The sequence below is a fragment of the Streptomyces sp. NPDC054783 genome (assembly GCF_053611725.1).
Genome location: NZ_JBSHAY010000045.1, coordinates 18,639 through 44,309 on the forward strand (window position 1 = coordinate 18,639; position 25,671 = coordinate 44,309).

Annotated in this window: 20 protein-coding genes and 3 pseudogenes; 13 read left to right on the forward strand and 10 right to left on the reverse strand. The window is 71.4% G+C overall.

What is annotated here, in order from left to right; all coding sequences use genetic code 11:
- The first annotated feature begins 33 nt into the window (after nucleotides 1-33).
- The 4 genes from ACWGJ5_RS41680 (at nucleotide 34) to ACWGJ5_RS41695 (ending at nucleotide 4,238) form a co-directional block, all read left to right on the forward strand.
- Nucleotides 34-2,574 carry a sensor histidine kinase gene (locus ACWGJ5_RS41680; protein ID WP_453314822.1) on the forward strand — a complete coding sequence of 847 codons (2,541 nt, stop codon included), beginning with the start codon at nucleotides 34-36 and terminating at the stop codon, nucleotides 2,572-2,574.
- A complete protein-coding gene (locus ACWGJ5_RS41685) occupies nucleotides 2,571-3,008 on the forward strand; it encodes a roadblock/LC7 domain-containing protein (RefSeq protein WP_453314823.1) in 438 nt (145 codons plus the stop codon). The genes ACWGJ5_RS41680 and ACWGJ5_RS41685 overlap by 4 nt, the downstream gene beginning before the upstream one ends.
- A gap of 19 nt (nucleotides 3,009-3,027) precedes the next feature.
- Nucleotides 3,028-3,438 carry a DUF742 domain-containing protein gene (locus tag ACWGJ5_RS41690; protein ID WP_453314824.1) on the forward strand — a complete coding sequence of 137 codons (411 nt, stop codon included), beginning with the start codon at nucleotides 3,028-3,030 and terminating at the stop codon, nucleotides 3,436-3,438.
- A 197-nt stretch (nucleotides 3,439-3,635) separates the two neighbouring features.
- Entirely contained in the window at nucleotides 3,636-4,238 is a 603-nt protein-coding gene (locus tag ACWGJ5_RS41695) for a GTP-binding protein (protein ID WP_453314825.1), read from the forward strand.
- Nucleotides 4,239-4,247: 9 nt separating this feature from the next.
- Here ACWGJ5_RS41695 and ACWGJ5_RS41700 read toward each other — a convergent pair whose 3' ends face one another.
- Nucleotides 4,248-4,676: a PPOX class F420-dependent oxidoreductase gene (locus ACWGJ5_RS41700; protein ID WP_453314826.1), complete on the reverse strand. Its 429-nt coding sequence runs from the start codon at nucleotides 4,674-4,676 to the stop codon at nucleotides 4,248-4,250.
- Nucleotides 4,677-4,767: 91 nt separating this feature from the next.
- On the opposite strand from ACWGJ5_RS41700, the gene ACWGJ5_RS41705 reads away from it, so the two are divergent.
- Together ACWGJ5_RS41705 and ACWGJ5_RS41710 are read left to right on the forward strand one after the other, a co-directional pair.
- Nucleotides 4,768-5,181: a roadblock/LC7 domain-containing protein gene (locus ACWGJ5_RS41705; RefSeq protein ID WP_228617234.1), complete on the forward strand. Its 414-nt coding sequence runs from the start codon at nucleotides 4,768-4,770 to the stop codon at nucleotides 5,179-5,181.
- 126 nt (nucleotides 5,182-5,307) lie between these two features.
- A pseudogene (locus tag ACWGJ5_RS41710) lies at nucleotides 5,308-6,234 on the forward strand (DUF6397 family protein); the annotation flags it as partial.
- A gap of 289 nt (nucleotides 6,235-6,523) precedes the next feature.
- Here ACWGJ5_RS41710 and ACWGJ5_RS41715 read toward each other — a convergent pair.
- Both ACWGJ5_RS41715 and ACWGJ5_RS41720 read right to left on the reverse strand, forming a co-directional pair.
- On the reverse strand, nucleotides 6,524-7,393 hold the full coding sequence (locus ACWGJ5_RS41715; protein ID WP_453314827.1) for an acyl-CoA thioesterase: 870 nt from the start codon (nucleotides 7,391-7,393) through the stop codon (nucleotides 6,524-6,526).
- Nucleotides 7,394-7,433: 40 nt separating this feature from the next.
- A complete protein-coding gene (locus ACWGJ5_RS41720; protein WP_453314828.1) occupies nucleotides 7,434-9,947 on the reverse strand; it encodes a DEAD/DEAH box helicase in 2,514 nt (837 codons plus the stop codon).
- Nucleotides 9,948-10,092: 145 nt separating this feature from the next.
- Between ACWGJ5_RS41720 and ACWGJ5_RS41725 the strand changes: the two genes are divergently transcribed.
- Nucleotides 10,093-10,887 carry a metal-dependent hydrolase gene (locus tag ACWGJ5_RS41725; RefSeq protein ID WP_453314829.1) on the forward strand — a complete coding sequence of 265 codons (795 nt, stop codon included), beginning with the start codon at nucleotides 10,093-10,095 and terminating at the stop codon, nucleotides 10,885-10,887.
- A 107-nt stretch (nucleotides 10,888-10,994) separates the two neighbouring features.
- On the opposite strand, the gene ACWGJ5_RS41730 is transcribed toward ACWGJ5_RS41725, so the two are convergent.
- The 4 genes from ACWGJ5_RS41730 to ACWGJ5_RS41745 all read right to left on the reverse strand — a co-directional run bounded on the left by ACWGJ5_RS41730 (nucleotide 10,995) and on the right by ACWGJ5_RS41745 (nucleotide 15,997).
- The gene (locus tag ACWGJ5_RS41730; protein ID WP_453314830.1) at nucleotides 10,995-11,258 is read right to left on the reverse strand and encodes a type B 50S ribosomal protein L31; all 264 of its coding nucleotides are present in this window, start codon (nucleotides 11,256-11,258) and stop codon (nucleotides 10,995-10,997) included.
- A gap of 60 nt (nucleotides 11,259-11,318) precedes the next feature.
- Nucleotides 11,319-11,786 (reverse strand): DUF5709 domain-containing protein, encoded by a 468-nt coding sequence (locus ACWGJ5_RS41735; protein WP_228617241.1) that lies wholly within the window; start codon nucleotides 11,784-11,786, stop codon nucleotides 11,319-11,321.
- A gap of 627 nt (nucleotides 11,787-12,413) precedes the next feature.
- On the reverse strand, nucleotides 12,414-14,195 hold the full coding sequence (locus ACWGJ5_RS41740; protein ID WP_453314831.1) for an ABC transporter ATP-binding protein: 1,782 nt from the start codon (nucleotides 14,193-14,195) through the stop codon (nucleotides 12,414-12,416).
- Nucleotides 14,192-15,997 carry an ABC transporter transmembrane domain-containing protein gene (locus ACWGJ5_RS41745; RefSeq protein WP_453314832.1) on the reverse strand — a complete coding sequence of 602 codons (1,806 nt, stop codon included), beginning with the start codon at nucleotides 15,995-15,997 and terminating at the stop codon, nucleotides 14,192-14,194. The genes ACWGJ5_RS41740 and ACWGJ5_RS41745 overlap by 4 nt, the downstream gene beginning before the upstream one ends.
- Nucleotides 15,998-16,227: 230 nt before the next feature.
- Between ACWGJ5_RS41745 and ACWGJ5_RS41750 the strand changes: the two genes are divergently transcribed.
- The 3 genes and pseudogenes from ACWGJ5_RS41750 to ACWGJ5_RS41760 all read left to right on the forward strand — a co-directional run bounded on the left by ACWGJ5_RS41750 (nucleotide 16,228) and on the right by ACWGJ5_RS41760 (nucleotide 19,900).
- Nucleotides 16,228-17,019, forward strand: coding sequence for a hypothetical protein (locus ACWGJ5_RS41750; protein ID WP_453314833.1), 792 nt, complete (start codon nucleotides 16,228-16,230; stop codon nucleotides 17,017-17,019).
- A gap of 217 nt (nucleotides 17,020-17,236) precedes the next feature.
- A complete protein-coding gene (locus ACWGJ5_RS41755; RefSeq protein ID WP_453314834.1) occupies nucleotides 17,237-18,847 on the forward strand; it encodes a peptide-N4-asparagine amidase in 1,611 nt (536 codons plus the stop codon).
- 77 nt (nucleotides 18,848-18,924) lie between these two features.
- Nucleotides 18,925-19,900, forward strand: a pseudogene (locus ACWGJ5_RS41760) (cation:dicarboxylate symporter family transporter).
- A 159-nt stretch (nucleotides 19,901-20,059) separates the two neighbouring features.
- On the opposite strand, the gene ACWGJ5_RS41765 reads toward ACWGJ5_RS41760, so the two are convergent.
- Entirely contained in the window at nucleotides 20,060-20,509 is a 450-nt protein-coding gene (locus ACWGJ5_RS41765) for a MarR family winged helix-turn-helix transcriptional regulator (protein WP_453314835.1), read from the reverse strand.
- Between the two features lie 114 nt (nucleotides 20,510-20,623).
- Between ACWGJ5_RS41765 and ACWGJ5_RS41770 the strand changes: the two genes are divergently transcribed.
- Nucleotides 20,624-22,432 (forward strand): ABC transporter ATP-binding protein, encoded by a 1,809-nt coding sequence (locus ACWGJ5_RS41770; RefSeq protein WP_453314836.1) that lies wholly within the window; start codon nucleotides 20,624-20,626, stop codon nucleotides 22,430-22,432.
- 87 nt (nucleotides 22,433-22,519) lie between these two features.
- Nucleotides 22,520-23,404, forward strand: coding sequence for an endolytic transglycosylase MltG (mltG, locus tag ACWGJ5_RS41775; RefSeq protein ID WP_453314837.1), 885 nt, complete (start codon nucleotides 22,520-22,522; stop codon nucleotides 23,402-23,404).
- Between the two features lie 12 nt (nucleotides 23,405-23,416).
- Here mltG and ACWGJ5_RS41780 read toward each other — a convergent pair whose 3' ends face one another.
- On the reverse strand, nucleotides 23,417-24,496 hold the full coding sequence (locus ACWGJ5_RS41780; RefSeq protein ID WP_453314838.1) for an NAD(P)-binding domain-containing protein: 1,080 nt from the start codon (nucleotides 24,494-24,496) through the stop codon (nucleotides 23,417-23,419).
- A 214-nt stretch (nucleotides 24,497-24,710) separates the two neighbouring features.
- Nucleotides 24,711-25,008: pseudogene (locus tag ACWGJ5_RS41785) on the reverse strand (ABC transporter permease); the annotation flags it as partial.
- A gap of 176 nt (nucleotides 25,009-25,184) precedes the next feature.
- Here ACWGJ5_RS41785 and ACWGJ5_RS41790 point away from each other — a divergent pair.
- Nucleotides 25,185-25,607: a YjbQ family protein gene (locus ACWGJ5_RS41790; RefSeq protein ID WP_453314839.1), complete on the forward strand. Its 423-nt coding sequence runs from the start codon at nucleotides 25,185-25,187 to the stop codon at nucleotides 25,605-25,607.
- Nucleotides 25,608-25,671 lie beyond the last annotated feature (64 nt).

Consider the following 25,671-nt stretch of genomic DNA (forward strand, 5'->3'; position numbering starts at 1 on the left):
AGCGCCCCGACCCACGTCCCGAACGAGGAGGCCATGCGCCCACCCCGTACCACCACCAAAGCCGGCACTCCCGCGCATCCGCCGCGCGGCCGTCGCGCACACGCCGGACCGCCCGCCGCCGAGGCTGCCGACCGCCCGTTCGGCACCCCACCGGCCAAGGCACGCGCGCGTGGCAACCGCCGGCACCTGCGCCCCCGCACCGTGCGCGCCAAGGTGGTCAGCCTGCTGATGGTGCCTGTCGTCTCCCTGCTCGCCCTGTGGGCGTACGCCACCGTCACCACCGCCCAGGACGTGGCCCGGCTGCGGCAGTCCCAGCGGGTCGACGCCGAACTGCGCACCCCGGTGGCCGCGGCCGTCACCGCCCTGCAGGCCGAGCGCACCGCAGCCGTGCGCTACGCCACCGCGCCGGGCGCGGGCGACGACACCGACCTGCGAAGCCTGGCCGCCCGTACCGACGGAGCCGTGGCCGAGCTGCGGCTCGGCGGCCACAACACCGTCGCCGACAGCGAGGAACTGCCCGCCGGTGTCTCCGGTCGCCTCTACGCCTTCGTCACCGGGGTCGAACGCCTGCGCGCCCTGCGCACGGCCGTACTCGACCGCAAAGCCGGCTGGGACAGGGCGTACGCGCAGTACACGAAGACCATCGGCGCGGCCCTCGCCGTGGACGGCGCCCTCACCGGCATCCAGCGGGCTGACGTCGGCTCCGACGCGCGCGTGCTGCTCGAATTCAGCCGGGCCGCCGAGGCGCTCGCCCAGGAGGACACCCTGCTCGGCAGCGCGCGGACCGCCGCGCAGCTGCAGGGCGAACGGCTACGGCTGTTCGGTGCCGCCGTCGCGGCGCGCCGTACCCTCACCGAGGTCGCGGTCGCCGACCTGCCGGTCGCCCAGCGCGCCGCCTGGCAGGGCCTGGCCGACAGCGGCGCCTACACCGCCCTCGGTGCCGCCGAGGACCAGATCATTGCCGCCGGGCCCGGCAGCAAGCCGGCCGACGCGGCACCGCAGGCCGCCTGGAACGCAGCCCATGCGCGTGTGCAGGACGGAATGCAAGGCATCGCGGCGGACACGGGCCGGGCCGTCGCGGGCCGCGCCGATCCGTTCACGCGCGGCCTGCTCAGCCCCGCGGGCGCTGCCGTGCTCCTCGGCCTGGCCGCCGTCGCCGCCTCGCTCGTCATCTCCGTCAGCATCGGACGCGGTCTCGTCGTCGAACTCGTGAGCCTGCGCAACGACGCCCTGGAGATCGCGCGCCGCAAACTCCCCGAAGCGATGCGCAGACTGCGTGCCGGAGAGGAGATCGACATCCAGGCGGAGGCGCCCGCCGGACCACCCGCCGAGGACGAGACGGGTCAGGTCTCCGAAGCCCTGACCACCGTCCACCGCGCCGCGTTGCACGCCGCCGTGGAACGCGCCGAACTCGCCAGCGGCATCTCCGGCGTCTTCGTCAACCTGGCCCGCCGCAGCCAGGTGCTGGTCCACCGCCAGCTCAGCCTCCTGGACAGCATGGAGCGCCGCTCGGAGGATCCCAACGAGCTCAGCGACCTGTTCCGCCTCGACCACCTCACCACGCGCATGCGGCGGCACGCCGAGAGCCTGATCATCCTCTCCGGCGCCGCACCCGGCCGGGCCTGGCGCATGCCGGTGTCCCTGACCAACGTCGTACGGGCCGCCGTTTCCGAGATCGAGGACTACGCGCGCGTGGAGGTGCGTCAGCTCCCCGAAGCCCATGTCATCGGCGCCGCCGTCGCCGACCTCACCCACCTGCTCGCCGAACTCGTCGAGAACGCCGCCCAGTTCTCCCCGCCCCACACGCGCGTGCGCGTCAACGGCGAGCCCGTCGGCAACGGCTACGCCCTGGAGATCGAGGACCGGGGACTCGGCATGGGCGCCGAGACCCTCGCGGAGGCCAATCGCCGCATCGAACAGTCCGAGGCGCTGGACCTGTTCGACAGCGACCGGCTCGGACTCTTCGTGGTCAGCCGGCTCGCCTCCCGGCACGACGTCAAGGTGCATCTGCGGACCTCCCCCTACGGAGGCACCACGGCGGTCGTCCTGGTGCCCACCGCCCTGCTGAACACCGGGGCGACGGAACGTTCATCCCATCAAGGTGAGCAGTCCCGTCAGGATCCGGATCGCGAGTACGCGCGCGTGCCGGGCGCAAGTCCACGTCAAGAGGCCGTCGCCACACGGTCGGACCGGCCCGCCCTCGTGGCCACCGCTCCCGGCCCCCACGGCGTGGTCGACGAGCCACGCCCGCACGGCACCGGCGACGAAACCCCACCCCCCGGAGTCACCGCCTTGAGGCTGCACCGACCGCCGGACGACTCCGAGAGCTCGGACAACCTCCCACGCCGCGTGCGCCAGGCGAGCCTCGCCCCTCAGCTCCGGCAGCAGCGTCCCGATGAGCCGGCGCAGGAGACCGCACGGCACAGCGACGAACGGCGCACCCCCGAACTGGTACGGGACCGCATGGCCGCCTACCGCGCCGGCTGGGCTCGCGGCGGCGGCAGACAGCCCGGGCGCGGCGCCGCCCCGGAACCCGAAACGGGCAGTGACCTCAGCGAAGGAGACCCGGCATGATCCAGGACCCGAACACGAGGGCCGGCCAGCGCTCCGGCGAACTGGACTGGTTGCTCGACGACCTGGTGATGCGCGTGCGCGAGGTACGGCACGCCGTCGTGCTCTCCAACGACGGACTGGCCGTCGGCGCCTCCACCGGCCTCGCGCGCGAGGACGCCGAACACCTCGCCGCCGTAGCCTCCGGCTTCAACAGCCTCGCCAAGGGGGCGGGACGGCACTTCGGAGCGGGCGGCGTGCGGCAGACCATGGTCGAGATGGACGACGCGTTCCTCTTCGTGGCCGCCGCCGGCGACGGTTCCTGCCTCGCCGTGCTCACCGCCGTCACCGCCGACATCGGATTGGTCGCCTACGAGATGGCGCGCCTGGTCAAACGGGTCGGCGAGCACCTGTACACGCCGCCGCGCGTCACCGCGCAGCCGCCCGCAGCCGGATGACCCGGGACGGGCGGCACAGATGACCGAGAACGACAGCGCCGGTCCGTGGGAGCCGGGCAGCCAGTGGTACGACGGCGAGGCCGGACCACTCGTGCGCCCGTACGCGATGACGGGCGGGCGCACCCAGCCGGGTCCCACCGCGGTGCGCTTCGACCTGATCGCCCTCGTCACCCTCGACCCCGCGGCACCGGCGCTCGAGGACGCCGCGCTCGGCCCCGAACACCGCACGCTGATCGAGCTCTGCCGCACGGAGACACAGTCCGTCGCCGAACTCGCGGCGGACGCCGACCTTCCCGTCGGCGTCGTCAGAGTGCTCCTCGGCGACCTGCTGGAACTCGGCTGCGTGGTCGTCAGCCGTCCCGTGCCGCCGGCCCACCTGCCCGACGAGCGGATCCTGCGCGAGGTCATCGAGGGATTGCGAGCCCTGTAGATGAACGTTCCGAAGCCGCGGTTCGCCGTGCAGCATCCCGATCCGTACGCGTTTCGCCTCCGACCGGACGCGAGTCAGTCACATCAGGTGCGTTTCGGTCCAACAGCCCGGAGGTGCGGCTCCGTTGTCATGATGCTGCCTTCGCGCCCGCAGCAGACGGACGCCGACCGCAGCCGGCCCTCCCGAGAGAAGTGATCATGGTCACCGAGCACTCCGAAGCCGTCAGCGACACCGCCGCCCTGGCGCTGAAGATACTGGTCGCCGGCGGGTTCGGCGTCGGCAAGACGACCCTGGTCGGGGCCGTCAGCGAGATCCGGCCGCTGCGCACCGAGGAACTCCTCAGCGAGGCAGGGCAGCTGGTGGACGACACCGACGGCGTGGACCAGAAGGTCACCACCACCGTCGCCATGGACTTCGGCCGCATCACCATCCGCTCCGGTCTGTCCCTCTACCTCTTCGGCACACCGGGACAGGACCGCTTCTGGTTCCTCTGGGACGAACTGTCCCAGGGCGCTCTCGGCGCCGTCGTCCTCGCGGACACACGGCGCCTGGAGGACTGCTTCCCCGCGGTCGACTACTTCGAGCACCGGCGCATCCCGTTCGTGGTGGCCGTCAACTGCTTTGCGGGCGCCCGCGCCTACGGTGCACACGACGTCTCACGTGCCCTCGACCTCGACCGCGGCACTCCCGTGGTGCTGTGCGACGCACGTGACCGGGACTCCGGCAAGGAGGTGCTGATCCGGCTCGTCGAGTACGCCGGACGGATGCACACCGCCCGGCTCCTGGACTCGGTCGGTTGAGCCCGCCGCTCAGGCCGCCAGATCCTTCACGGCCACCACCTGGTCGACCGGCACCCGGACCAGCAACTCACCCGGAACGCCGTTGCGGGCGCCGTAGTCCTCGGCGCGGTCCTCGCCCATGTACCGGGCGGCGATCCGGGTGGCCCAATGACGCACCTCCTCCAGGTTCTCCGACAGCTGTGCGCGGCCGTTCAGCACCACGAAGTGGAACGGCGGCCGATCGTCGTCCACACACAGGGCGACCCGCCCGTCCCGGGCGAGATTGCGCCCCTTCACCGTGTCCCTGCCCGTGTTGAAGACCAGTTCGTCCCCGTCCAGCAGGAACCAGATCGGGGCCACATGAGGGCTCCCATCGGCGCGAACGGTGGACAGCTTGCCGGTCCGGGTGCCGTGCGAGACGAACGCCCGCCATTCCTCGTCGGTCATCTTCTGTGCCATGCGTCCATCCTGCTTGCCCGGACGCCGGAGGTGGGGAAGGCTGGCGGGGAGTTCCTCCAGCCAGGGGGAGACATCACACGGGGAGACGGAGATGGCGCAGAACCAGGGACTCGACTGGCTCCTGGACGATCTGACCGAGCGAGTGGACCACGTGCGGCACGCGCTGGTCCTGTCGAACGACGGGTTGGTCACGGGCGCGAGCACGGGCCTACGCCGTGAGGACGCCGAGCATCTGGCCGCCGTGGCATCCGGGTTGCACAGCCTCGCCAAGGGATCGGGCCGCCACTTCGGCGCCGGCAGGGTACGCCAGACGATGATCGAGTACGACGACGCGGTGCTGTTCGTGACCGCCGCCGGCACCGGCAGCTGCCTGTGCGTGCTCAGCGGCGCGGAGGCAGACATCGGCCAGATCGCCTACGAGATGACCCTGCTCGTCAATCGAGTCGGCGAGCATCTCGGCGTCGACGCCAGGCAACCGGAGCGCACCCCCACCGCAGACGCCTGACCTGCGAGTTCTGCTCCCGTGGCGGAGTTATCCACAGGGCTGCCACGTCCTGCGCCGAATTGGCTACGGTGGGTGCACGGCGAACGCACAGGGCGTGAGCCAACGACTCCACGGGGGAGTACGACCATGTCGGCAAGCACCTTCAGTCCGTCCCGGCCCACGACCTGCACCCCGAGCCATGCCGCTCGGGAACTGGGCCTCAAGCGCGGCGAGTTCGACCTGGCCGTGCACCTCGGCCACATCCGGACCGTGCGGGACGAGGGCGGGGGAGACCGCAGGGTGGAGCGCACCGAGATCGACCGCCTTCGCGCACAGGAGGGCTACCCGGACGCTCTTCACGACCGCGTGCGGGTGGTCGGCACCACCGAGGGTGCCGCCCTCATGGAGATCCCGGCCGGGCGGTTCACCCGCCTCGCCCGCCTGGGCCTGCTCGTGCCGGCCAAGTGGTACCTCAACCGGTACCGAGCCGTGGTCTGGCTGTATCTGGCGGAAGACCTGCGGAACTTCACCTCGGACCCCAAGAACGCCCATCTGCTCAAGGGACGTACGCCCGAGAACCTGCGGGGCCAGCTGGAGGCCGGAGTGGACCTGCGTGCCCGCAACTGGCGGGGACGTCACCTCGGATTCCTGCTGCGGCAAGCGGACGATCCATGGGTTCGCGCCGGCGCCGTGGCAGCCTTCCTGCCGCCCGTCGAGATCGCGGACGTCGTCAAGGATCCCTACGAGCGTGCCTATGTGAACCGGTTCCGTCCTGCGCCACCCGGTCAGGGCACCCCGGGATCGCCTGCCGCGCACCTCGCCGAGCGGGTCACGACCGCGCAGGACGCGGACGAGATCGAGTGGCTGCGCAGCGAACTGGCCCATGTGCTCGAGGAGGCCCGCGCCCACTCACGGGCCCCGCGCCCGGCCGTCCGTCGCACCGCCCCGGCCGTGCGAGCTGTCGCACGGCCCATCCCGCCCATGACCCGGACGGTCACGCTACCCACGGAGGAGGCCGTACCGGCGCCGTCGGAGTCCGGGGAGCAGACGGCCGCGGCCTGGGCAGCCGCTCCGCCGCTGCGAGAGCCGGAGGGCGAGCCGGTGACGGTGGGATCCGGGCCGAGCGGTGGACGGCTGCCGGGGCAGCCCGACCCGAAGGACGAGCCCGTGGTCCGAGCGTTCGAGTGGCACGGCACGCCGATGGTGCGGGCGGCCGCACCGTCCTCGGCCCGCCGGGGACACCGCGGCGCCGAGCAGTCCCCGACGCGGACCAAGCGAGGCCTGCGCGCCTGGCTGCGGGGGAGAAGGTCCGGGCCCGCGCGGGTCTGAACCACACGGCCGCAAGCCCGGTCACCTGGGCTCGCTACAGGGACCTGAACAGGCCTTCCTGGACGACCGAGACGAGCAGACGCCCCTGCAGGTCGTAGATGCGCCCGCGGGCCAGACCCCGGCCGCCGGTGGCGATCGGCGACTCCTGGTCGTACAGGAACCACTCGTCCGCACGGAACGGCCGGTGGAACCACATGGCGTGATCCAGCGAGGCCATGTCGAAGTTCCGCGGCCCCCACAGCGGCTCGACGGGGATCCGGACCGCGTCCAGGAGGGTCATGTCACTGGCATAGGTCAGCGCGCACGTGTGCACCAGCGGGTCGTCGCCGAGCGGCCCGACCGCGCGCATCCACACGGCACTGCGCGGCTCGGCCCCCCTGATCTCCTCGGCGTTCCAGCGCAGCCGGTCGACGTAGCGGATGTCGAAGGGCTGGCGGCGCGCCATCCGCTCCAACTGCTCCGGCAGCGCGCCCAGATGCTTGCGGATCTCCTCGGAGACCGTCGGCAGCGACTCCGGGTCGGGCACCTCACGGGCCGGCGGCAGCTGGTGCTCGAACGGTCCTTCCTCAGGCTTGTGAAAGGAGGCGGTCAGATTGAAGATCGTGCGGCCCTGCTGCACGGCCGTGACCCGGCGCGTGGTGAACGACAGGCCATCGCGGACCCGCTCCACCTGGTACACGATGGGCACACCGGGGCGGCCCGGGCGCAGGAAGTACGCGTGCAGCGAGTGCACCGGGCGGTCGCCGTCCGTGGTGCGGCCGGCGGCGACCAGCGCCTGGCCCGCCACCTGGCCGCCGAAGACGCGCTGCAGCGACTCCTGCGGGCTTCGGCCACGGAAGATGTTGACCTCGATCTGCTCCAGGTCGAGCAGGTCGACCAGTCGCTCGGCCGGGTTCGTCGTCATCGGTGGGATTCTCCTGGGCTCACAACTGGTCGACAAGGGTTCACAGCTGACCGACATCGGTGACGTGCACGACCGCACGGCTCTCGGCGTCCGAGGCCGCGAGGTCGATCTCCGCACTGATGCCCCAGTCGTGATCGCCGTTCGGGTCGTCGAAGATCTGACGGACGCGCCAGAGGCCGTTCTCCGGCTCCTCGTTGATGACCAGCAGCTTGGGACCGCGGGAGTTGGGGCCGGTGCCGAGGTCGTCGTACTCGTCCCAGTACTTGTCCATCGCCTCGCCCCAGGCGTCGGCGTCCCACCCGGACTCGGCGTCCATCTCGCCGAGCTCCTCGACCTGGTCCAGGGCGGCCAGTTCCACGCGGCGGAACATGGCGTTGCGGACCAGGACCCGGAAGGCGCGCGCGTTGGCGGTGACCGGCTTCACCTCGTCGGCCTTCTCCTGAGCCTCCTCGGCGGTCATCTCCTCCGGGTTCGCGAGCTGCTCCCATTCGTCCAGCAGGCTGGAGTCCACCTGGCGGACCATCTCGCCGAGCCACTCGATCAGATCCTGCAGATCCTCGGACTTCAGGTCGTCGGGGATGGTGTGGTCGAGGGTCTTGTAGGCGCTGGCGAGGTAGCGCAGCACGATGCCCTCGGTGCGGGCCAGCTCGTAGAAGGACACCAACTCGGTGAAGGACAGCGCCCGTTCGTACATGTCCCGGATGACCGACTTCGGCGACAGCGGGTGGTCGCCGACCCAGGGGTGGCTCTTGCGGTAGGTGTTGTACGCGTGGAAGAGGAGCTCCTCCAGCGGCTTCGGGTAGGTGATGTCCTGGAGGCGTTCCATGCGCTCCTCGTACTCGACGCCGTCCGCCTTCATCGCGGCGACGGCCTCGCCCCGCACCTTGTTCTGCTGGGCGACGAGGATCTGCCGCGGGTCGTCCAGGGTGGACTCGACGACGGAGACCATGTCGAGGGCGTAGGACGGCGACTCCGGGTCGAGGAGTTCGAACGCGGCGAGCGCGAACGTGGACAGCGGTTGGTTGAGCGCGAAGTCCTGCTGCAGGTCGACGGTGAGCCGGACGATACGGCCCTCGGCGTCGGGCTTGTCGAGCTTCTCCACGATCCCGCCGTCGAGCAGCGACCGGTAGATCGCGATCGCCCGGCGGATGTGCCGGAGCTGCTGCCTGCGCGGCTCGTGGTTGTCCTCCAGGAGGTGGCGCATCGCCTCGAACGCGTTGCCCGGGCGGGCGATCACCGACAGCAGCATCGTGTGCGTCACCCGGAAACGCGAGGTCAGCGGCTCCGGTTCCGACTCGATCAGCTTCTGGAAGGTGTTGTCCGTCCAGGCGACAAAACCCTCCGGCGCTTTCTTGCGCACCACCTTGCGCCGCTTCTTCGGGTCGTCGCCCGCCTTCGCCAGCGCCTTCTCGTTCTCGATGACGTGCTCCGGCGCCTGCGCCACGACGAGCCCCGCCGTGTCGAAACCGGCCCGGCCGGCCCGGCCCGCGATCTGGTGGAACTCCCGGGCCCGCAGTGTGCGTACGCGGCTGCCGTCGTACTTGGTGAGGGCGGTGAACAGCACCGTGCGGATGGGCACGTTGACGCCGACTCCGAGCGTGTCCGTGCCGCAGATGACCTTCAGCAGACCGGCCTGGGCGAGCTTCTCCACCAGGCGCCGGTACTTGGGCAGCATGCCGGCGTGGTGGACGCCGATGCCGTGCCGGACGTAACGGGAGAGGTTGCGGCCGAACTTGGTGGTGAAGCGGAAGTTGCCGATCAGCTCGGCGATCTGGTCCTTCTCCTCACGCGAGCACATGTTGATGCTCATCAGCGCCTGCGCCCGCTCCACGGCCTGCGCCTGCGTGAAGTGCACGATGTACACCGGAGCCTGCCTGGACTCCAGCAGGTCGGTGAGGGTCTCGGTGAGCGGGGTGAGCTGGTACTCGTAGGAGAGCGGCACCGGGCGGGTGGCCGAGCGGACCACCGACGTGGGGCGGCCGGTGCGGCGGGCGAGATCCTTCTCGAAGAAGGACACATCGCCCAAAGTGGCCGACATCAGGATGAACTGGGCCTGGGGAAGCTCCAGCAGCGGGATCTGCCAGGCCCAGCCACGGTCCCCCTCGGCGTAGAAGTGGAACTCGTCCATGACGACCTGGCCGACATCCGCGTCCTTGCCGTCGCGCAGCGCGATCGACGCCAGCACCTCGGCGGTGCAGCAGATCACGGGCGCGTCGGCGTTCACGGAGGCATCGCCGGTGAGCATGCCGACGTTCTCGGTGCCGAACAGTTTGCACAGCTCGAAGAACTTCTCCGACACCAGCGCCTTGATCGGGGCGGTGTAGAAGGTGACCTCGTCCCGAGCCAGCGCGGCGAAGTGCGCGCCCGCGGCGATCATGCTCTTTCCGGAGCCGGTGGGCGTCGAGACGATCACGTTCGCCCCGGAGACCACCTCGATCAGCGCCTCCTCCTGATGGGGGTAGAGGGTGAGGCCGCGCTCTTGCGCCCACGACTCGAAGGCTTCGTACAGGGCATCGGGGTCGGCGGTCGGCGGCAGCTGATCGATGAGGGTCACGCACCCATCTTGCCTGGCCTTGCCCTCGAGGGGGGAATCGGCTGCGGGCAGGAAGATCACGGCCGCTACGCTGTGTCGCCGACGGAATGTCAGCGCACCAGGTCAACTGGACAGCGGCACACGAGGAATGGGGCGGGAAGCGGCCATGATGGGACCAGCACACTCACTGTCGGGGGCCGCGGCCTGGCTCGGGGTCGGAGCCGCCGCCGCGGCGGCGGGGCATCCGATGCCCTGGCCGGTGCTCCTCGTGGGGGCTCTGATCTGTGCCGGTGCCGCGCTCGCCCCGGACCTCGACCACAAGGCGGCGACCATCTCGCGCTCCTTCGGTCCGATCTCCCACTGGATCTGCGAGATCGTGGACAAGCTGTCGTACGCCGTCTACAAGGCGACCCGGATGAAGGGCGACCCGCGCCGCAACGGAGGTCACCGCACGCTGACGCACACCTGGCTGTGGGCGGTCCTGCTCGGTGCCGGCTGCTCGGCGGCGGCGATCGCGGGGGGCCGATGGGCCGTGCTGGCGATCCTGTTCGTGCACATGGTGCTGGCGATCGAGGGCCTGTTGTGGCGGGCGGCGCGCGGCTCCAGCAGCGATGTCCTGGTCTGGCTGCTGGCGGCGACGACCGCGTGGATTCTCGCGGGCGTCCTGGACAAGCCGGGCAACGGCTCCGACTGGCTGTTCACGGCGCCGGGCCAGCAGTACCTGTGGCTGGGGCTGCCGATCGTGCTCGGCGCGCTGGTGCACGACATCGGCGACGCGCTGACGGTCTCCGGCTGCCCGATCCTGTGGCCGATCCCCCTGGGCCGCAAGCGCTGGTACCCGGTGGGGCCGCCGAAGGTGATGCGGTTCCGGGCCGGGAGCTGGGTGGAGCTGAAGGTGCTGATGCCCGTGTTCATGCTCCTCGGCGGCGTGGGTTGCGCGGCGGCCCTCAACGTCATCTGAGGCGCCCCTCGCATCTGCGGTGCCCCCCGGATCTGAGCCACCCTCCGCGTCCGAGGCGCCCCTCGCATCTGACGCCCCCGGCACCTGGCCCGAGGCGCCCCCGGGGATCAGGTCGCCTCGTCGGTCCCCGCCCCGCCGTACCGGCGCTCGAAGCGGGCGATACGGCCCTCGGTGTCGACCGTGCGGGCCTTGCCCGTGTAGAAGGGGTGGCTCTCCGAGGAGATCTCCACATCGATCACCGGGTAGGTCTGGCCGTCGTCCCACTCGATGGTCTGCTCACTCCGCGCCGTCGAGCGGGTCAGGAACGCGTAGCCTGCGGCGCGGTCGCGGAACACCACGGCGTGGTACTCGGGGTGCTTGTCCTGCTGCATGGCGGCTCCTCGGGCGGGGCGGTCGGGCAGGGCGTGGGCGGGCCGGCCGGGGCCCGAGGGTCAGCCGGACAGGGACTCCTCGTCGACGATGTGCATCGCGGCCTCCTCGGCGGAGGCGGCGGCGCCGTCGATGCCGACGTCCGTGGCGACGAGGGCCGCCTCCTCGTCCTCGTGCGCCCCCTCGTCCGGGGCCACAAGCCGGCCGGAGCGGAGGTTGCCGACCTCGTTGTCGAGGGGTTCCCCGTCGGTGTCGCGGTCACCGATGTCGTCGCCGTCCCGGGCGACGAGGTCGGGCTGCTCCTCGGCGAGGCGCTGGTCCAGGGTCTCACCCGCCTGGCGTTCGGCCGCCGTCACCCCGGTGTGCTCCACAGCCCAGGGGCGCTCGGGAGGGGACCAGCCACGGTCGAGCGGGTCCGCGACGCCGTCGAAGTCCAGTGTGTCCTCGACGTCGAGCACCCCCGAGTCCTCCCGGATCTCCGAGGAATCGGGCTGGTAGACGTCGTCCCCCCAGCCGTCGGCGCTGTCCACGAGTACCTCCAGGTGGTGAGGACGGCCATGTGCCACCGCAACGGGCGGCGGGCCGCCGGCACGCCTGGCACGAGGCGCACACGCCGCGAACCGGGTGGTTCCGGGGTGTTCCCCGCACCGGTGCCGTTCTCCAGACTTCCACCCCTGCTCGGGACCGCGCAACGGCACGGGCACCGGTCAGTGCCCGCGCCCGGGCACCGGCACCGGTCACAGCCCACCGCGCGCCCGCGCGCCATGCCCCGACTGCCTGAGATGCCGGGCGGCGCGACTGCGCACCGGCCCGCCGTCACCTGGCTCGGTCGAGCGCCGGCAGGCCCTACTGGCCGCCCGTGTGCCATGGCCTGGCTGTCCGAAGCATGGGGAGGCAGGGGTGCGCACCCACCCGCCGCGACCCTGCTCGGTCGAGCGCCGGCGCCGACCCCCACGGTGACCCGGCGGGGCTCGGCGCCGGCCCCAGCCACGCGCCCGCATGTGGCGTTCGGGCCGTCCCGGGAAGCGGCGGCCGGGGCCACGCCACCTGGCGGCGCGGCCCCGGTCACCGTGGGCAGCGCCGCCGCGATCGGGGGGACCGGCCTTGCCCGCGGGCACTGCGTCGCGGTACCGGTCGCTCGCGCGCTCGCCGGGTCCTCAGCCGTGCCAGGACCGCCACAGGGCCGCGTATGCGCCGTCCGCCGCGACCAGCTCGTCATGGCTGCCGAGCTCGCTGATGCGACCCTCCTCCACGACGGCGATCACGTCCGCGTCATGGGCGGTGTGCAGACGGTGGGCGATGGCGACCACGGTGCGGCCGTCCAGGACCCGGGCCAGGGATCGTTCCAGATGCCGGGCCGCGCGCGGGTCCAGCAGCGAGGTCGCCTCGTCCAGGACCAGCGTGTGCGGATCGGCGAGCACGAGCCGGGCCAGCGCGATCTGCTGGGCCTGTGCCGGGGTCAGCGCAAGACCGCCGGAGCCCACCTCGGTGTCCAGGCCGTCGTCCAGGACCCGCGCCCAGCCGTCCGCGTCGACCGCCCCCAGCGCCGCCCACAGCTCGGCATCCGTGGCATCGGTGCGGGCCAGCAGCAGATTGTCGCGCAGGGAGCCGACGAAGACGTGGTGTTCCTGGTTGACCAGGGCGACGTGCGAGCGGACGCGTTCCGCCGGCATCCGGGACAGCTCGGCGCCGCCGAGGGTGATCCGGCCGTCGCGGGGTGCGTAGATCCCGGCGAGCAGCCTGCCCAGGGTGGACTTGCCCGCGCCCGAGGGGCCGACCAGGGCCAGCCGGGTGCCCGGGGCGACCTCGAGGGACACCTTGCGCAGCACGTCGACGCCCTCGCGGTAACCGAAGTGCACCTGGTCGGCCAGCACGTCTCGCCCGTCCGGCGCCAGCGAGGCGTCCCCGGCGTCCGGCTCGATGTCCCGTACGCCGACCAGGCGGGCCAGCGACACCTGGGCGACCTGTACCTCGTCGTACCAGCGCAGGATCAGGTTCACCGGGTCGACGAGCATCTGTGCGATGAGGGCGCCGGTGGTCAGCTGCCCGACCCCGATCCAGCCACCCAGCACGAACGCCCCGCCGGCCATCAGCACCGAGCCGAGGACGATGACGTGGACTGCGTTGATGACCGGGAAGAGCACGGACCGCAGCCACAGCGTGTACCGCTCCCAGGCGGTCCACTCCTTGATCCGCCGCTCCGACAGGGCGACGCGGCGGGCGCCGAGCCGGTGCGCCTCGATGGTGTGGCCCGCGTCCACCGTCTCGGCGAGCGCGGCGGCGACGGCCGCGTACCCGGCGGCCTCGGAGCGGTAGCTGGAGGGCGCCCGTTTGAAGTACCAGCGGCACCCGGCCACCAGCACAGGCACGGCGAGCAGTACGGCGGCCGCGAGGGGCGGGGCCGTCACGACGAGACCGCCGAGCAGCAGCAGGGCCCACACGGCACCGATCGCCAGTTGCGGCACGGCCTCGCGCATCGCGTTGGCCAGGCGGTCGATGTCGGTGGTGATGCGCGAGAGCAGATCGCCCGTCCCCGCCCGTTCCAGCACTCCCGGCGGCAGCCCGACCGAGCGGACGAGGAAGTCCTCGCGCAGATCGGCCAGCATCCGCTCGCCGAGCATCGCGCCGCGCAGCCGCACCTGTCGCGTGAACACGGCCTGCACGGCCAGCGCGAGCACGAACAACCCGGCGGTCGGGCCGAGATCAAGCTCCCGCGACCGGTCGGACACCCGCTCGACCAGGCCACCGAGCAGGTAGGGACCCACCATGGAGGCGATCACGGCCACCGTGTTGACGCCGATGAGCAGCAGGAACGCCCGGCGGTGCCGGCGGAACAGCTCCACGGCATAGGCGCGCACGGTCGCGGTCGCGCCGACGGGCAGGGTGGTGGCGGTCGTGGGGGCCGCCGGGTCGTACACCGGCGGCGCTACGCCGATCATGCGCTCTCCTCCATCTCTTCCGGCTCCTGGCGGGCGCCCACCAGGGCGCCCTCGTCGGCCGCGGCCAGTTCGTCGTGCGTCTCCCGCGTGACCACGGCCCGGTATCGCGGCTCGCCGTCGACCAGTTCGCGGTGCACACCGACCGCCACGACCTCGCCCTCGTGGACCAATGCGACCCGGTCCGCGCGGTCGAGCAGCAGCGGCGAGGAGGTGAACACCACGGTCGTACGGCCCGAGCGCAGCCGGCGCAGTCCGTCGGCGATCCGCGCCTCGGTGTGCGAGTCGACCGCGGAGGTCGGCTCGTCCAGTACCAGTACCTCCGGGTCGGTGATCAGCGACCGGGCCAGCGCGAGCCGCTGGCGCTGGCCGCCGGACAGGGACCGCCCGCGCTCGGTGATGCGGGCGTCCATCGGGTCGGCGACGTCCAGGGATCCCTGGACGAGCGCGTCCAGGACGTCCTCGCACTGCGCCGCGGCCAGCGCGTCCGCGGCCCGTACGGCTCCCGAGGCGGGCACGTCGAGCAACTCGCGCAGCGTGCCGGAGAGCAGCACAGGGTCTTTGTCCTGGACGAGCACGGCGGTGCGCGCGCTGTCCAGGGGGAGGTCGTCCAGTGCGAGCCCGCCGAGCAGCACCGAGCGGCCTGGCTCGGCCGGGTGGCCGCCCAGTCGTTCCGCGAGCCTGCCCGCCGCGTCCGGGTCTCCGCAGACCACTGCGGTGAGAAGGCCGGCGGGAGCGAGCAGACCGGTGCCGGGGTCGTGCAGGTCGCCGCCCGGCACGCCCGCCTCGAGGGTGCCCTCGGTGGCCGTGGACCGCTCCAGCGACAGCACGCGGGCCGCCCGCGTGGCCGACGGGCGCGAGAAGGAGTACGCCATGGCGATCTCCTCGAAGTGCCGCAGCGGATAGTTGAGGACCATGACCGCGCTGTAGACGGTGACGAGTTCGCCGACGGTGATGCGGCCCTGGCGGGCCAGGTGGGTGCCGTGCCAGACGACGGCGATGAGCAGCAGCCCGGGCAGCAGCACCTGGACGGCGGAGATCAGCGACCACATCCGGGCGCTGCGCACCGCGGCGTGCCGTACCTCCTGCGACGCGCGGCGGTAGCGGTCGAGGAACAGTTCCTCGCCGCCGATGCCGCGCAGCACCCGCAGTCCGGCGACCGTGTCCGAGGCCAGCTCGGTGGCCCGGCCGGCCTTCTCACGCTGCTCGTCGGCGCGGCGCGTCGCCCTGGGCAGCAGCGGCAGCACCGCGAGCGCCACGACCGGCAGTCCGAGGGCGACGACCACGCCCAGGGAAGGCTGGTAGACGAGGAGGCCGACACAGACCACCACGACCGTCAGCGCGGCCGCGGTGAACCGGGAGACCGCCTCGACGAACCAGCCGATCTTCTCGACATCGCCGGTGGAGACGGCCACCACCTCGCCGGCGGCGACCCGTCGGGTCAGGGCGGAGCCCAAGTGGGCGGCCTTGCGCGCCAGCAGTTGCTGGACGCGGGCGGCGGCGGTGATCCAGTTGGTGACGGCGGTCCGGTGCAGGAAGGTGTCACCGACGGCGATGCCCGTGGCGCACAGCAGCATCAGAGCACCCGTCAGGGCGAGCCGGGAGCCGGAGCGCTCGATGACCGCCTGGACGGCCAGGCCGACACAGAAGGGAAGGGACGAGACGGAGACGAAGTGCAGCAGGCCCCAGGCGAGCGACTTCAGCTGTCCGCCCAGCTGGTTCCGTCCGAGCCACCACAGGAATCGGGGGCCCGAACGTGCGTCCGGGATGCCCGGATCGGAGTACGGAAGATCTTGAATCTGCATGACGTACCAGTGGCTCGTGTCAGGAGGGAAGCGATGAGGGGGGATGGCGAGGGGACGGGGGAGAAGCAGGGAAGGGGCGAAAAGCGGTGACAAGCCGTGAAAGGTTCGCGTCGCTGAGTGGTGAATTTCAAACGGTTTTCCTGACGGAGGGGCGAAATCCACCCGCTTCCGGCCACCGCGCACCGGGCCTGGTGCCGCTGCCGTCACCCGAATGTCCAGAAGGTCGCACAATGGGCCGTTGTCCAAGCCATCATGGAATCGTGAAGATCCCCGGTCTGCGGCGAACGAAGGTCGTGCTGACGGTTTTTGGAACCCTTCTGGCGACTCTGTCGGCGTGCGGCACCGAAGTGTCCGTTCAGGCTCGCTCCCACGGGGCGGCGGCAAGGCCCCGGCCTGGCGCGCAGAGCTCGACGGTGTCGATGACCCCGACGACCGGCTCGATCCGCATCCCGGGCGTCGGTGACCGGCTGTTCCGGCAGATCCCACGTGACTCCGGCCAGGTCGTCGCGGTGTACGGAGAGGATGAGGACTCTCCCGACTCCACGGTCGTGCTGTACACACGGGAGGGGCCGGAGTGGTGGGCGGTGGCCGAGTGGCCGGGGCACAACGGCAGGAACGGCTGGACCACGGACCATCACATGGGTGACGAGCGCAGTCCCGTAGGCGTGTTCGGTCTGTCCGACGCGGGGGGTGTGCTCGCCGACCCCGGCACCCGGCTGCCCTATGGCCAGGATGAGGAGGCCTACGCACCGCCGAACGACTGGGACGAGGCGCACCAGCACGACTTCGACTACGTCATCGCCATCGACTACAACCGCCTCCCGGGCACCCCGCCGTACGACCTCACACGCCCCGAGGGCGACGACAAAGGCGGCGGCATCTGGCTGCATCTCGACCACGGCGACGGCACGTCCGCGTGTGTCGGCGTGTCCAAGGACGCCATGGAGTTCCTGCTGCGCACGCTCGACCCGGACCGGCATCCGGTGATGGTGATGGGCGACCGCGCGGAACTTCGCGCCTGACGCACCGGCGTGTGCGGCGTCCAGTGGCCAGGGGCGCGTGCGGCCTCCGACGGTCAGGAGAGACCAGGCCCGTTCCGGGCACCCACGTGCGTGAAGTGCGACTCGGCACCGCCGCAGGAGCAGGGCGACCCGGCGTGGGCGCGCCCGGCGCACGATCGCGCCGTTCTTCCCGAGGCGTCATTGCGGACCGGCACCGACTGGCCGTAGAACACCGGCCATGAGAAGACGGATAGTCATGTCCATGCTTGCCGGAGCGACCCTCCTGGTGAGCGCGTTCTTCGGCACCGGAGGCGCCACGGCCCAAGCGGCCGACGTCCCGGCCGAGTTCGGTTCCGACTGGCACGATCCGGTCACCGCGGCACCGCCCGTCGAGCGACCGCACACCAGGTCGTGCCAGGTCACCCTCGCCGACGCCCAGTTCCGTGACTTCACGCCGTACCGTGGCGCGTACACCCCACCCCAGGGCTGCGGCGACCACTGGAACAAGGTAGTCCTGCGGCTCGACGGCAAGGTGAAGGGCCGTCAGTACGACCGCCTCGGCTATCTGCACGTCGGCGGGGTCGAGATCCTGCGCACCTCCACCCCGGAGCCCTCACCCGACGGCATCGAATGGCACGTCGAGAAGGACGTCACCCGCTACAGCGACACCTTCCGCAGCCCGCAGGACGTCGAGATGCTGATCGGCAACGTCGTGAACGACACCTACACCGGCGTCATCGACGTGCACGTCACCCTGACCTTCTACGCGGGCCGCCCCTCGCAGCGGACCCCCGACCGCGTGCTCACCCTCGCCGGCACGCCCGACGGCACGACCCTCACCGCCCCGCGCAACAGCGAGCGGATCGTCGCCGAGGTCTACGCGACCGGTTCGGGCGGCGGCTGCGAGGAGTTCTGGTACCTGACCGTGGCCGACCCGGCGTCGTACTCCTGCAAGGCCGATCACGGCCCCTACCGCGAGGTGCAGATCAAGGTCGACGGCCAACTCGCCGGAGTCGCCGCGCCGTTCCCGAACGTGTGGACCGGCGGCTGGTCCAACCCCTTCCTCTGGTACGTCGTTCCGGCGCCGGGCGCCTTCGACGTCCGGCCGATCGAATACGACCTCACACCCTTCGCGGGCCTGCTCGATGACGGGCGTGCGCACCGCGTCGAGGTCTCCGTCGTCGGCGTGCCCGAGGGCCAGTCGGGCTGGAGCACACCGGTGAACGTCCTGGTCTGGCAGGACGCGCACCGCGCCCACGTCACGGGAGCGCTCACCGAGGACAAGGCGACGGACATCGCCAACTCCTCGACCTACACGCCCGGTTCGGAGAACCGCGTGAACACCGAGGCCGGACACCGGCTCATCGTCTCCGGATACCTCGACACCTCCCACGGCCGCGTGACCACCACCGTCACCCGGACACTCGCCAACACCTCCGTCCACCGGTGGACCGACGGCGAGAACACCGACGGACTGGACGCGACCTGGACCGACGACCAGACGGTCACCGTCGGCGGCGACGGTCCCGCACGGGCCACACGCACCGACCGGACGTACACCATGGACGGCGCCACGACCATCGGTGCGGACGACCGGCTGCGTACCGTGCTGACGATCGGCGACCGCGCTTCGGTCGTGGAACTGCGGGACGGCCGGCGCACCGCGTGGTCGCGGCTCGACGACACCTACAGCGGCGACGCGGCGTACACGATCAACGTGCCGCGCGACCAGCGGCACGCGGTCGGCACCTCGAGCGAGCGCTATCGGCTCTACGGCTCCGACGGCTGCTACGACCGGTCGCTGACCACGGTTCAGGGAGTGCTGACGCAGGATCGCGAGCGCTGTTGAGTCCGGCGATGTGGAGCGCACCACGCGCGGGGTGATTTACCCGAGCCTCCCTCTTCACGCAGGTCACCTGCGCCCTCGTGCTCGGCATCGTCGTCGGGAAGCCGTGGCCGGAGCCGGTCACGGCTTCCCAGCCGCTCGGCGACGGTTCTTGCGCCTGATCAAGGCGGTCATCTCGCCGCTGGTGTTCTGCGTGGCCGTCGTCGGCATCGCCAAGGCCGGCGATCTGAAGGCCTTCGGGCGGATCGCGCTGAAGGCCCAGATCTGGTTCGAGGTCCCGTCCACAGCCACGCTGCTCCTCGGCCTCGCCGCCGCCAACGCCTGGCCGGCCCCGGCACCGGAATGCGCGTCGACGCAGCCGAGCTCGACGCCTCGGCGCTCGACCAGCAGACCCAGGGCGGATCGCTGCCGTCCACCACCGAGTTCATCGTCGACACCCTGCCGAACAGTGTCGTCGGTGCCTTCGCGGACAACGCGCTGCTCCAGGGCCTCGTCCTGGCCTGCCTGGTGGGCGCCGCACTGCTCCGCCTCGGCCACACAGAGGTCCGCGGATCCCGTCGGCCATCGAGCAGGCGCAGGACGTCGTCTTCGCGATCGTCGTCTTCGTCACTGCAGAAGCTGCGGCGGGCCGGGTGCCGGCAGATCACCTTGGTCTTGGTCTTGGTGCTGATGCTGATACTGACCAGCAAGGGCATGGCGGGCATGGCGGGCATGGCGGGCGTGCCCGGTTCGGCCTTCGTGGCGCTGTCCGCGACCGCAATCCAGCTCGGCGTCATCCCGGCGGGAGCGGTCGCCCTGCTGCTCGGCGTCGACCGGACCATGGACTCCATGCGGGTCACCACCAACCTGTTCGGCAACTGCGTCGCCGTCCTCGCGGTCTCCCGCTGGGAGGGTGCGCCGGACACCGCGCGGGCGAAGCAGGTGCTGGACGGGGAGATCGCGTTCGTACCCGACAAGGGTCCGGAGCCAGGGCCCCGTCGGGGTACGGCCGGCTGCCGAGGAACCCGCTCCGGAAGCGAGCTGATGGTCGAGGGCTCCGCGCCGCACGTGGGCTGACCGTCGAGGAACTCGCGCCGTGCGTGCGCTGACCGCGCAGGGAGTCGCGCCGCGTATGGGCTGACCGCAGGCCGGCGGGCCGTGCGCCGAGGGTGGTTGCGGCCCGCCGTGCTGTGCGCCGAGCCCGGTTGGCCGTAAGCCGAGCCTGCCGCGCTGTGTTCAGCAGCGCTGGCCGCCGTCCCCCTCGATGAGTGTGTCCAGCAGCACGCCGAGCACCTGGCGTTCCTTCTCCGTGAGCGGAGCGAGGATCTCCTCGGCCGCCGAGCGGCGTGCGCCGCGTAGCTCACGCAGGGTCGTACGCCCCTCGTCCGTCAGCTCGATCCGGGTCACCCGCCGGTTCGCCGGATCCGGCGCCCGCCGCACCTTCCCGTTCGCCTCCAGCCCGTCGACCAGCGTCGTCACCGCGCGCGGTACCACCTCCAGGCGCTCGGCGAGGTCGGCCATGCGTGGAGGCGAGGCGTAGTGCGCGAGCGTGCGCAGGAGCCGGGACTGCGCCGGGGTGACGCCCAGGTCGTGGCGTTCCAGATGGCGTTTCTGGATGCGGTGCACCCGGCGGGTCAGCCGCAGCAGCTGCTCGGCGAGCAGGCCGTCGGGATCGGGGGTGGTCATGCGGGAACAATATCAGGATGCCGTTCATTGTGAGTATAGGTAACAATGAGCTACGATCCGTTGGTCATCGTCGGCCGATCCCCGACCGGCGCCCGTTCACCTCCGTAGGAGCCCATGCATCCCGACCGAGAACCGTCCTGGACCCCGCCTGCCGACGCCAAGGAGCAGCCCCGGCAGGTGCGCCGCATCCTGAAGCTCTTCCGTCCCTACCGCGGGCGGCTCGTGATCGTCGGCCTGCTGGTCGGCGCCTCCTCACTGGTCTCGGTGGCCACGCCGTTCCTGCTCAAGGAGACCCTGGACGTCGCGATCCCCCAGGGCCGCACCGGCCTGCTCAGCCTGCTCGCGCTCGGCATGATCCTCAGTGCCGTCCTCTCCAGCGTCTTCGGCGTCCTCCAGACACTGATCTCGACCACCGTCGGCCAGCGCGTCATGCACGACCTGCGCACCGCCGTCTACGGCCGGCTGCAGCGCATGTCGCTCGCCTTCTTCACGCGCACGCGCACCGGCGAGGTCCAGTCCCGCATCGCCAACGACATCGGCGGCATGCAGGCCACTGTCACCTCGACCGCCACCTCCCTGGTCTCCAACGCCACCAGCGTGGTCGCCACGATCGTCGCGATGGTCGCCCTCGACTGGCGGCTCACGATCGTCTCGCTGCTCCTGCTGCCGGTGTTCGTGTGGATCAGCCGCCGCGTCGGCAACGAACGCAAGAAGATCACCACACAGCGGCAGAAGCAGATGGCCGCGATGGCGGCCACCGTCACCGAGTCGCTCTCGGTCAGCGGCATCCTGCTGGGCCGCACCATGGGCCGCTCCGACTCGCTCACCGCGTCCTTCGCCGAGGAGTCCGAGCGCCTGGTCGACCTGGAAGTGAAGTCGAACATGGCCGGGCGCTGGCGCATGGCCGTGATCACGATCGTCATGGCCGCGATGCCGGCCGTCATCTACTGGACGGCAGGCCTGGCCCTGCAGTTCGGCGGCCCCAAGGTCTCGCTCGGCACCATCGTCGCCTTCGTCTCGCTCCAGCAGGGGCTGTTCCGGCCGGCAGTGAGCCTGCTCGCCACCGGCGTGCAGATCCAGACCTCCCTCGCCCTCTTCCAGCGCATCTTCGAGTATCTGGACCTGCCCATCGACATCACCGAGCGCGAGCAGCCCGTCCACCTCGACCAGGTCAAGGGTGAAGTCCGCTTCGAGGGCGTGGAGTTCCACTACGACAACGACGACAGGACCCGCCCCGTCCTCGACGGCATCGATGTCACGGTGCCCGCGGGCGGCAGCCTCGCCGTCGTCGGCCCGACCGGCGCCGGCAAGTCCACGCTCGGTTATCTGGTGCCCCGCCTCTACGACGTCACGGGCGGGCGCGTCACCATCGACGGCGTCGACGTCCGGGACCTCGACTTCGACACCCTCGCCCGCGCGGTCGGCGTCGTCTCGCAGGAGACGTACCTCTTCCACGCCTCGGTCGCCGACAACCTCCGCTTCGCCAAGCCGGACGCCACGGACGAGGAACTGCAGGCGGCGGCCGGAGCGGCACAGATACACGACCACATAGCCGCGCTGCCCGACGGCTATGACACGGTCGTCGGCGAACGCGGCCACCGCTTCTCCGGCGGTGAGAAACAGCGCCTCGCGATCGCCCGCACCATCCTGCGCGATCCGCCGGTCCTCATCCTCGACGAGGCGACCAGCGCGCTCGACACCCGTACGGAGGCCGCCGTCCAGGAGGCGATCGACGCCCTGTCGGCCGACCGGACGACGATCACCATCGCCCACCGCCTGTCCACGATCCGCAGCGCCGACCAGATCGTTGTCCTCGACTCCGGGCGGGTCGCCGAACGCGGCAGCCACGAGCAACTGCTGGAACTGGACGGGCGGTACGCAGCGCTGGTGCGCCGGGACGCGCAGCTCGAGCCGACGAGCTGAACGCGGCCGCAAACCGGCGCGCTGACGCTCGACCGACAGACCGAACATATGCCGGGTTTGTGGTGATATGCGTATTACCGTTCCCGCATGCAGACGAACATTCCGCCACGGAGCACGATTCGACTGACCCGCCGGGGCAGACTCGTCCTCGTCGTGGCCGGCGCCGTCGTGGCCGGTACCGCCGTGGCGATGCCGCTGCTGACGCTGAACGGCGGATCCGAGCAGACACCGTCCGCCGCGCTGGTCGTCCCGGAGGGCTGGCGTGCGAGCCAGGTGTACGACGCGATCGACAAGGCCCTCCGGCTGCCTGCCGGAAGCACGCGCAGCTCCGTCGGGAAGGCCGGTCTGAAGCTGCCGCGCGACGCCGCAGGCAACCCGGAGGGCTATCTCTTCCCGGCAACGTACCCCCTGCAGAAGGGAGCGACGTCCGAGTCCCTGCTGCGCTTCATGGTCGACACCGCCGACAGCAAGTTCAGCGCGGCGCCGATCGCGGCCGGGGCGCAGCGCAACACGATGAACGTCTACCAGACCGTCACCGTCGCCAGCATCGTCCAGGCCGAGGCCGCGACCAAGGCGGACATGGGCAGGGTCGCCCGGGTTGTCTTCAACCGGCTGAAGCGCGGGATGCCGCTGCAGATGGACTCGACGATCAACTACGCGCTGGACCGCAGTGGCGCCCGCACGAGCCAGGTCGGTGCCCGCATCGAGAGCCCCTACAACACCTACCAGCGCATGGGCCTGCCGCCCACACCGATCGACAACCCCGGCGAGGACGCGATGCGTGCGGCGTTCAACCCGACGCCGGGGGACTGGCTGTACTTCGTCACGGTCAAGCGCGGAGACACCCGCTTCACCTCCGACTACGCGACGCACATGGACAACGTGGCGGAGTTCAACTCCCTCCACGGGGGCACGGGGCGGGTGCAGGGCCCGAGTGGGAATCCGTCCTCCCCGCGGTCCTCGGCCCGCTGAGCCGGCGGAACGTCACGCGGCGACAGGCCGTTCCTCGGCCAGTAGCCGCCTGATGTCCCGGACTGCCGTGCGGCCCGCCCGGTTCGCGCCGATGGTGCTGGCCGACGGGCCGTAGCCGACGAGATGGACGCGCGGATCGGCCACCGCACGGGTGTCCTCGACCCGGATCCCGCCGCCCGGCTCGCGCAACCGCAGCGGACGGAGATGGTCCAGTGCGGCGCGGAACCCGGTCGCCCAGAGGATCACATCGGCGGTGACGTGCCGTCCGTCGTCCCACTCCACGCCGTCCGGGGTGACCCGGTCGAACATCGGCTGCCGGTCCAGGACTCCGTCCGCGAGCCCCTGCCGGATGGCGTCGTTGAGGGGCAGCCCGGTGACCGAGACCACGCTGCGCGGGGGCAGCCCCTGGCGCACCCGCTCCTCCACCAGTGCGACGGCCGTGCGGCCCGCCTCCTGGTCGAAGGGCCCCTCGCGGAACACCGGAGGCCGCCGGGTGACCCAGGTGGTCGCGGCCGCGTACGGGGCAAGCTCCAGCAGGTGCTGGGTGCCCGAGGCGCCGCCGCCCACGACCACGACGCGCTGTCCGGCGAACTCCTCGGGCCCGGCGTACTGCGCGGTGTGCAACTGCCGCCCGCGGAAGGTCTCCTGGCCGGGACAGCGCGGCCAGAACGGCCGGTCCCAGGTGCCGGTGGCGTTGATCAGCGCCCGTGTCGACCAGACGCCGTCCGAGGTCTCCACGAGCAGTCGCCCACCGTCTCCCTCGCGTACCGCTCGTACGTCGACGGGCCGTCGTACGCGCAGGCCGAAGGCGCGCTCGTACCGGTCGAAGTACTCACCGATCACCTCCGCCGAGGGCCGTGCGGGATCGGCGTCGGTCAGCTCCATGCCGGGCAGGGCGTGCATCCCGTGCACCTTGCCGTACGTCAGCGAGGGCCACCGGAACTGCCAGGCGCCGCCCGGCGCGGGGGAGTGGTCGAGGACGACGAAGTCACGGTCCGGCTCGAAACCGGTGCGCCGCAGATGGTAGGCGCTGGACAGCCCGGCCTGACCAGCGCCGATGACGACAGCCTCGACCTCACGCGATTCGTTCACGCTTCTACCAACCGCGCTCCGGGCGTGGATCTTCCCGAGAGCGTCCTGGGGGCGGTAGAGCTCCCCGAAGCCGGACGGGGTCCGAGCCCCGTCGCCCGGCTCAGTGTCCGCAGGACACCAGCAGTAGCGCCCCGCTCCGGCGACCGGGGCCGTCGTACGATCCGGCGGGCCGCGTGCCGACCACTCCGGGATCCCCCAACCAGCGCGGTGTCCGGCAGGTCACGATCACGTCGGTCCGCAGGAGTCCCGCGCCTGCACCATCAGGAAGCCGATGCCGGCGGCGGCGTCGACCTGCTCGGCGAAGACCAACGCGAGCCAGGCGATGCCGGGTGAGCAGCAAGGTCCCGCCAGTGCCTCGGGCGGCGCGCCCGGCAGCACGACGTTCCGCATGAACAGCGCAATGAGACCGGCGAGCGGCACCGTCCGCAGCCTCTGCACCGGCGTGTCCACCAGGTCTCACCGATCCGGAACAGCCCCGAGAGCAGGGCGAGTCCAGTGCCGATCACGGTCCCGGCCCGGCGAGGCGAGCCCATCGGCCGTCAGCAGGAGGCGTGGGGCCGGCGGCTGCGGCAGAACGTGGCCAGATGCCCGCGCCAGGGGCAGCAGCATCTCGTCTAGTGGACCCGCCGTCTCGGGACGTGCTCGTGCCACAGGCTGCGAAACCCGGCGTGTGGGCCAGGATGGGGGCATGCCAGATGCCTTCACCACCCGCATGCTGAACGTCTCCACCGGCTCCCGGGAACGCGTCGTCGACCTCACCGCCGACTGTGAGGACTTCCTGCGCGAGGCGACTGCCGGCCGCGACGGCCTGCTCAGTATTTTCGTCCCGCACGCAACGGCCGGGATCGCCGTCATCGAGACGGGCGCCGGAAGCGACGACGACCTCCTCGCCGCCCTGCACACCCTGCTCCCCGCCGACGACCGCTGGCAGCACCGCCACGGCAGCCCCGGCCACGGCCGCGACCACGTCCTCCCGGCCTTCGTCCCGCCCCACGCGACCCTCCCGGTGATCGGTGGCCGCCTGGAGTTGGGCACCTGGCAGTCGGTCTGCCTGGTCGACACGAACAGGGACAATCCCAACCGTCAGGTTCGGTTGAGCTTCCTCGGCTGATGTACGTGACGACAGCGCGGCCGTGCAGACACCACGAGTTCGAGAGCGTGTCGACGTGGGTAAT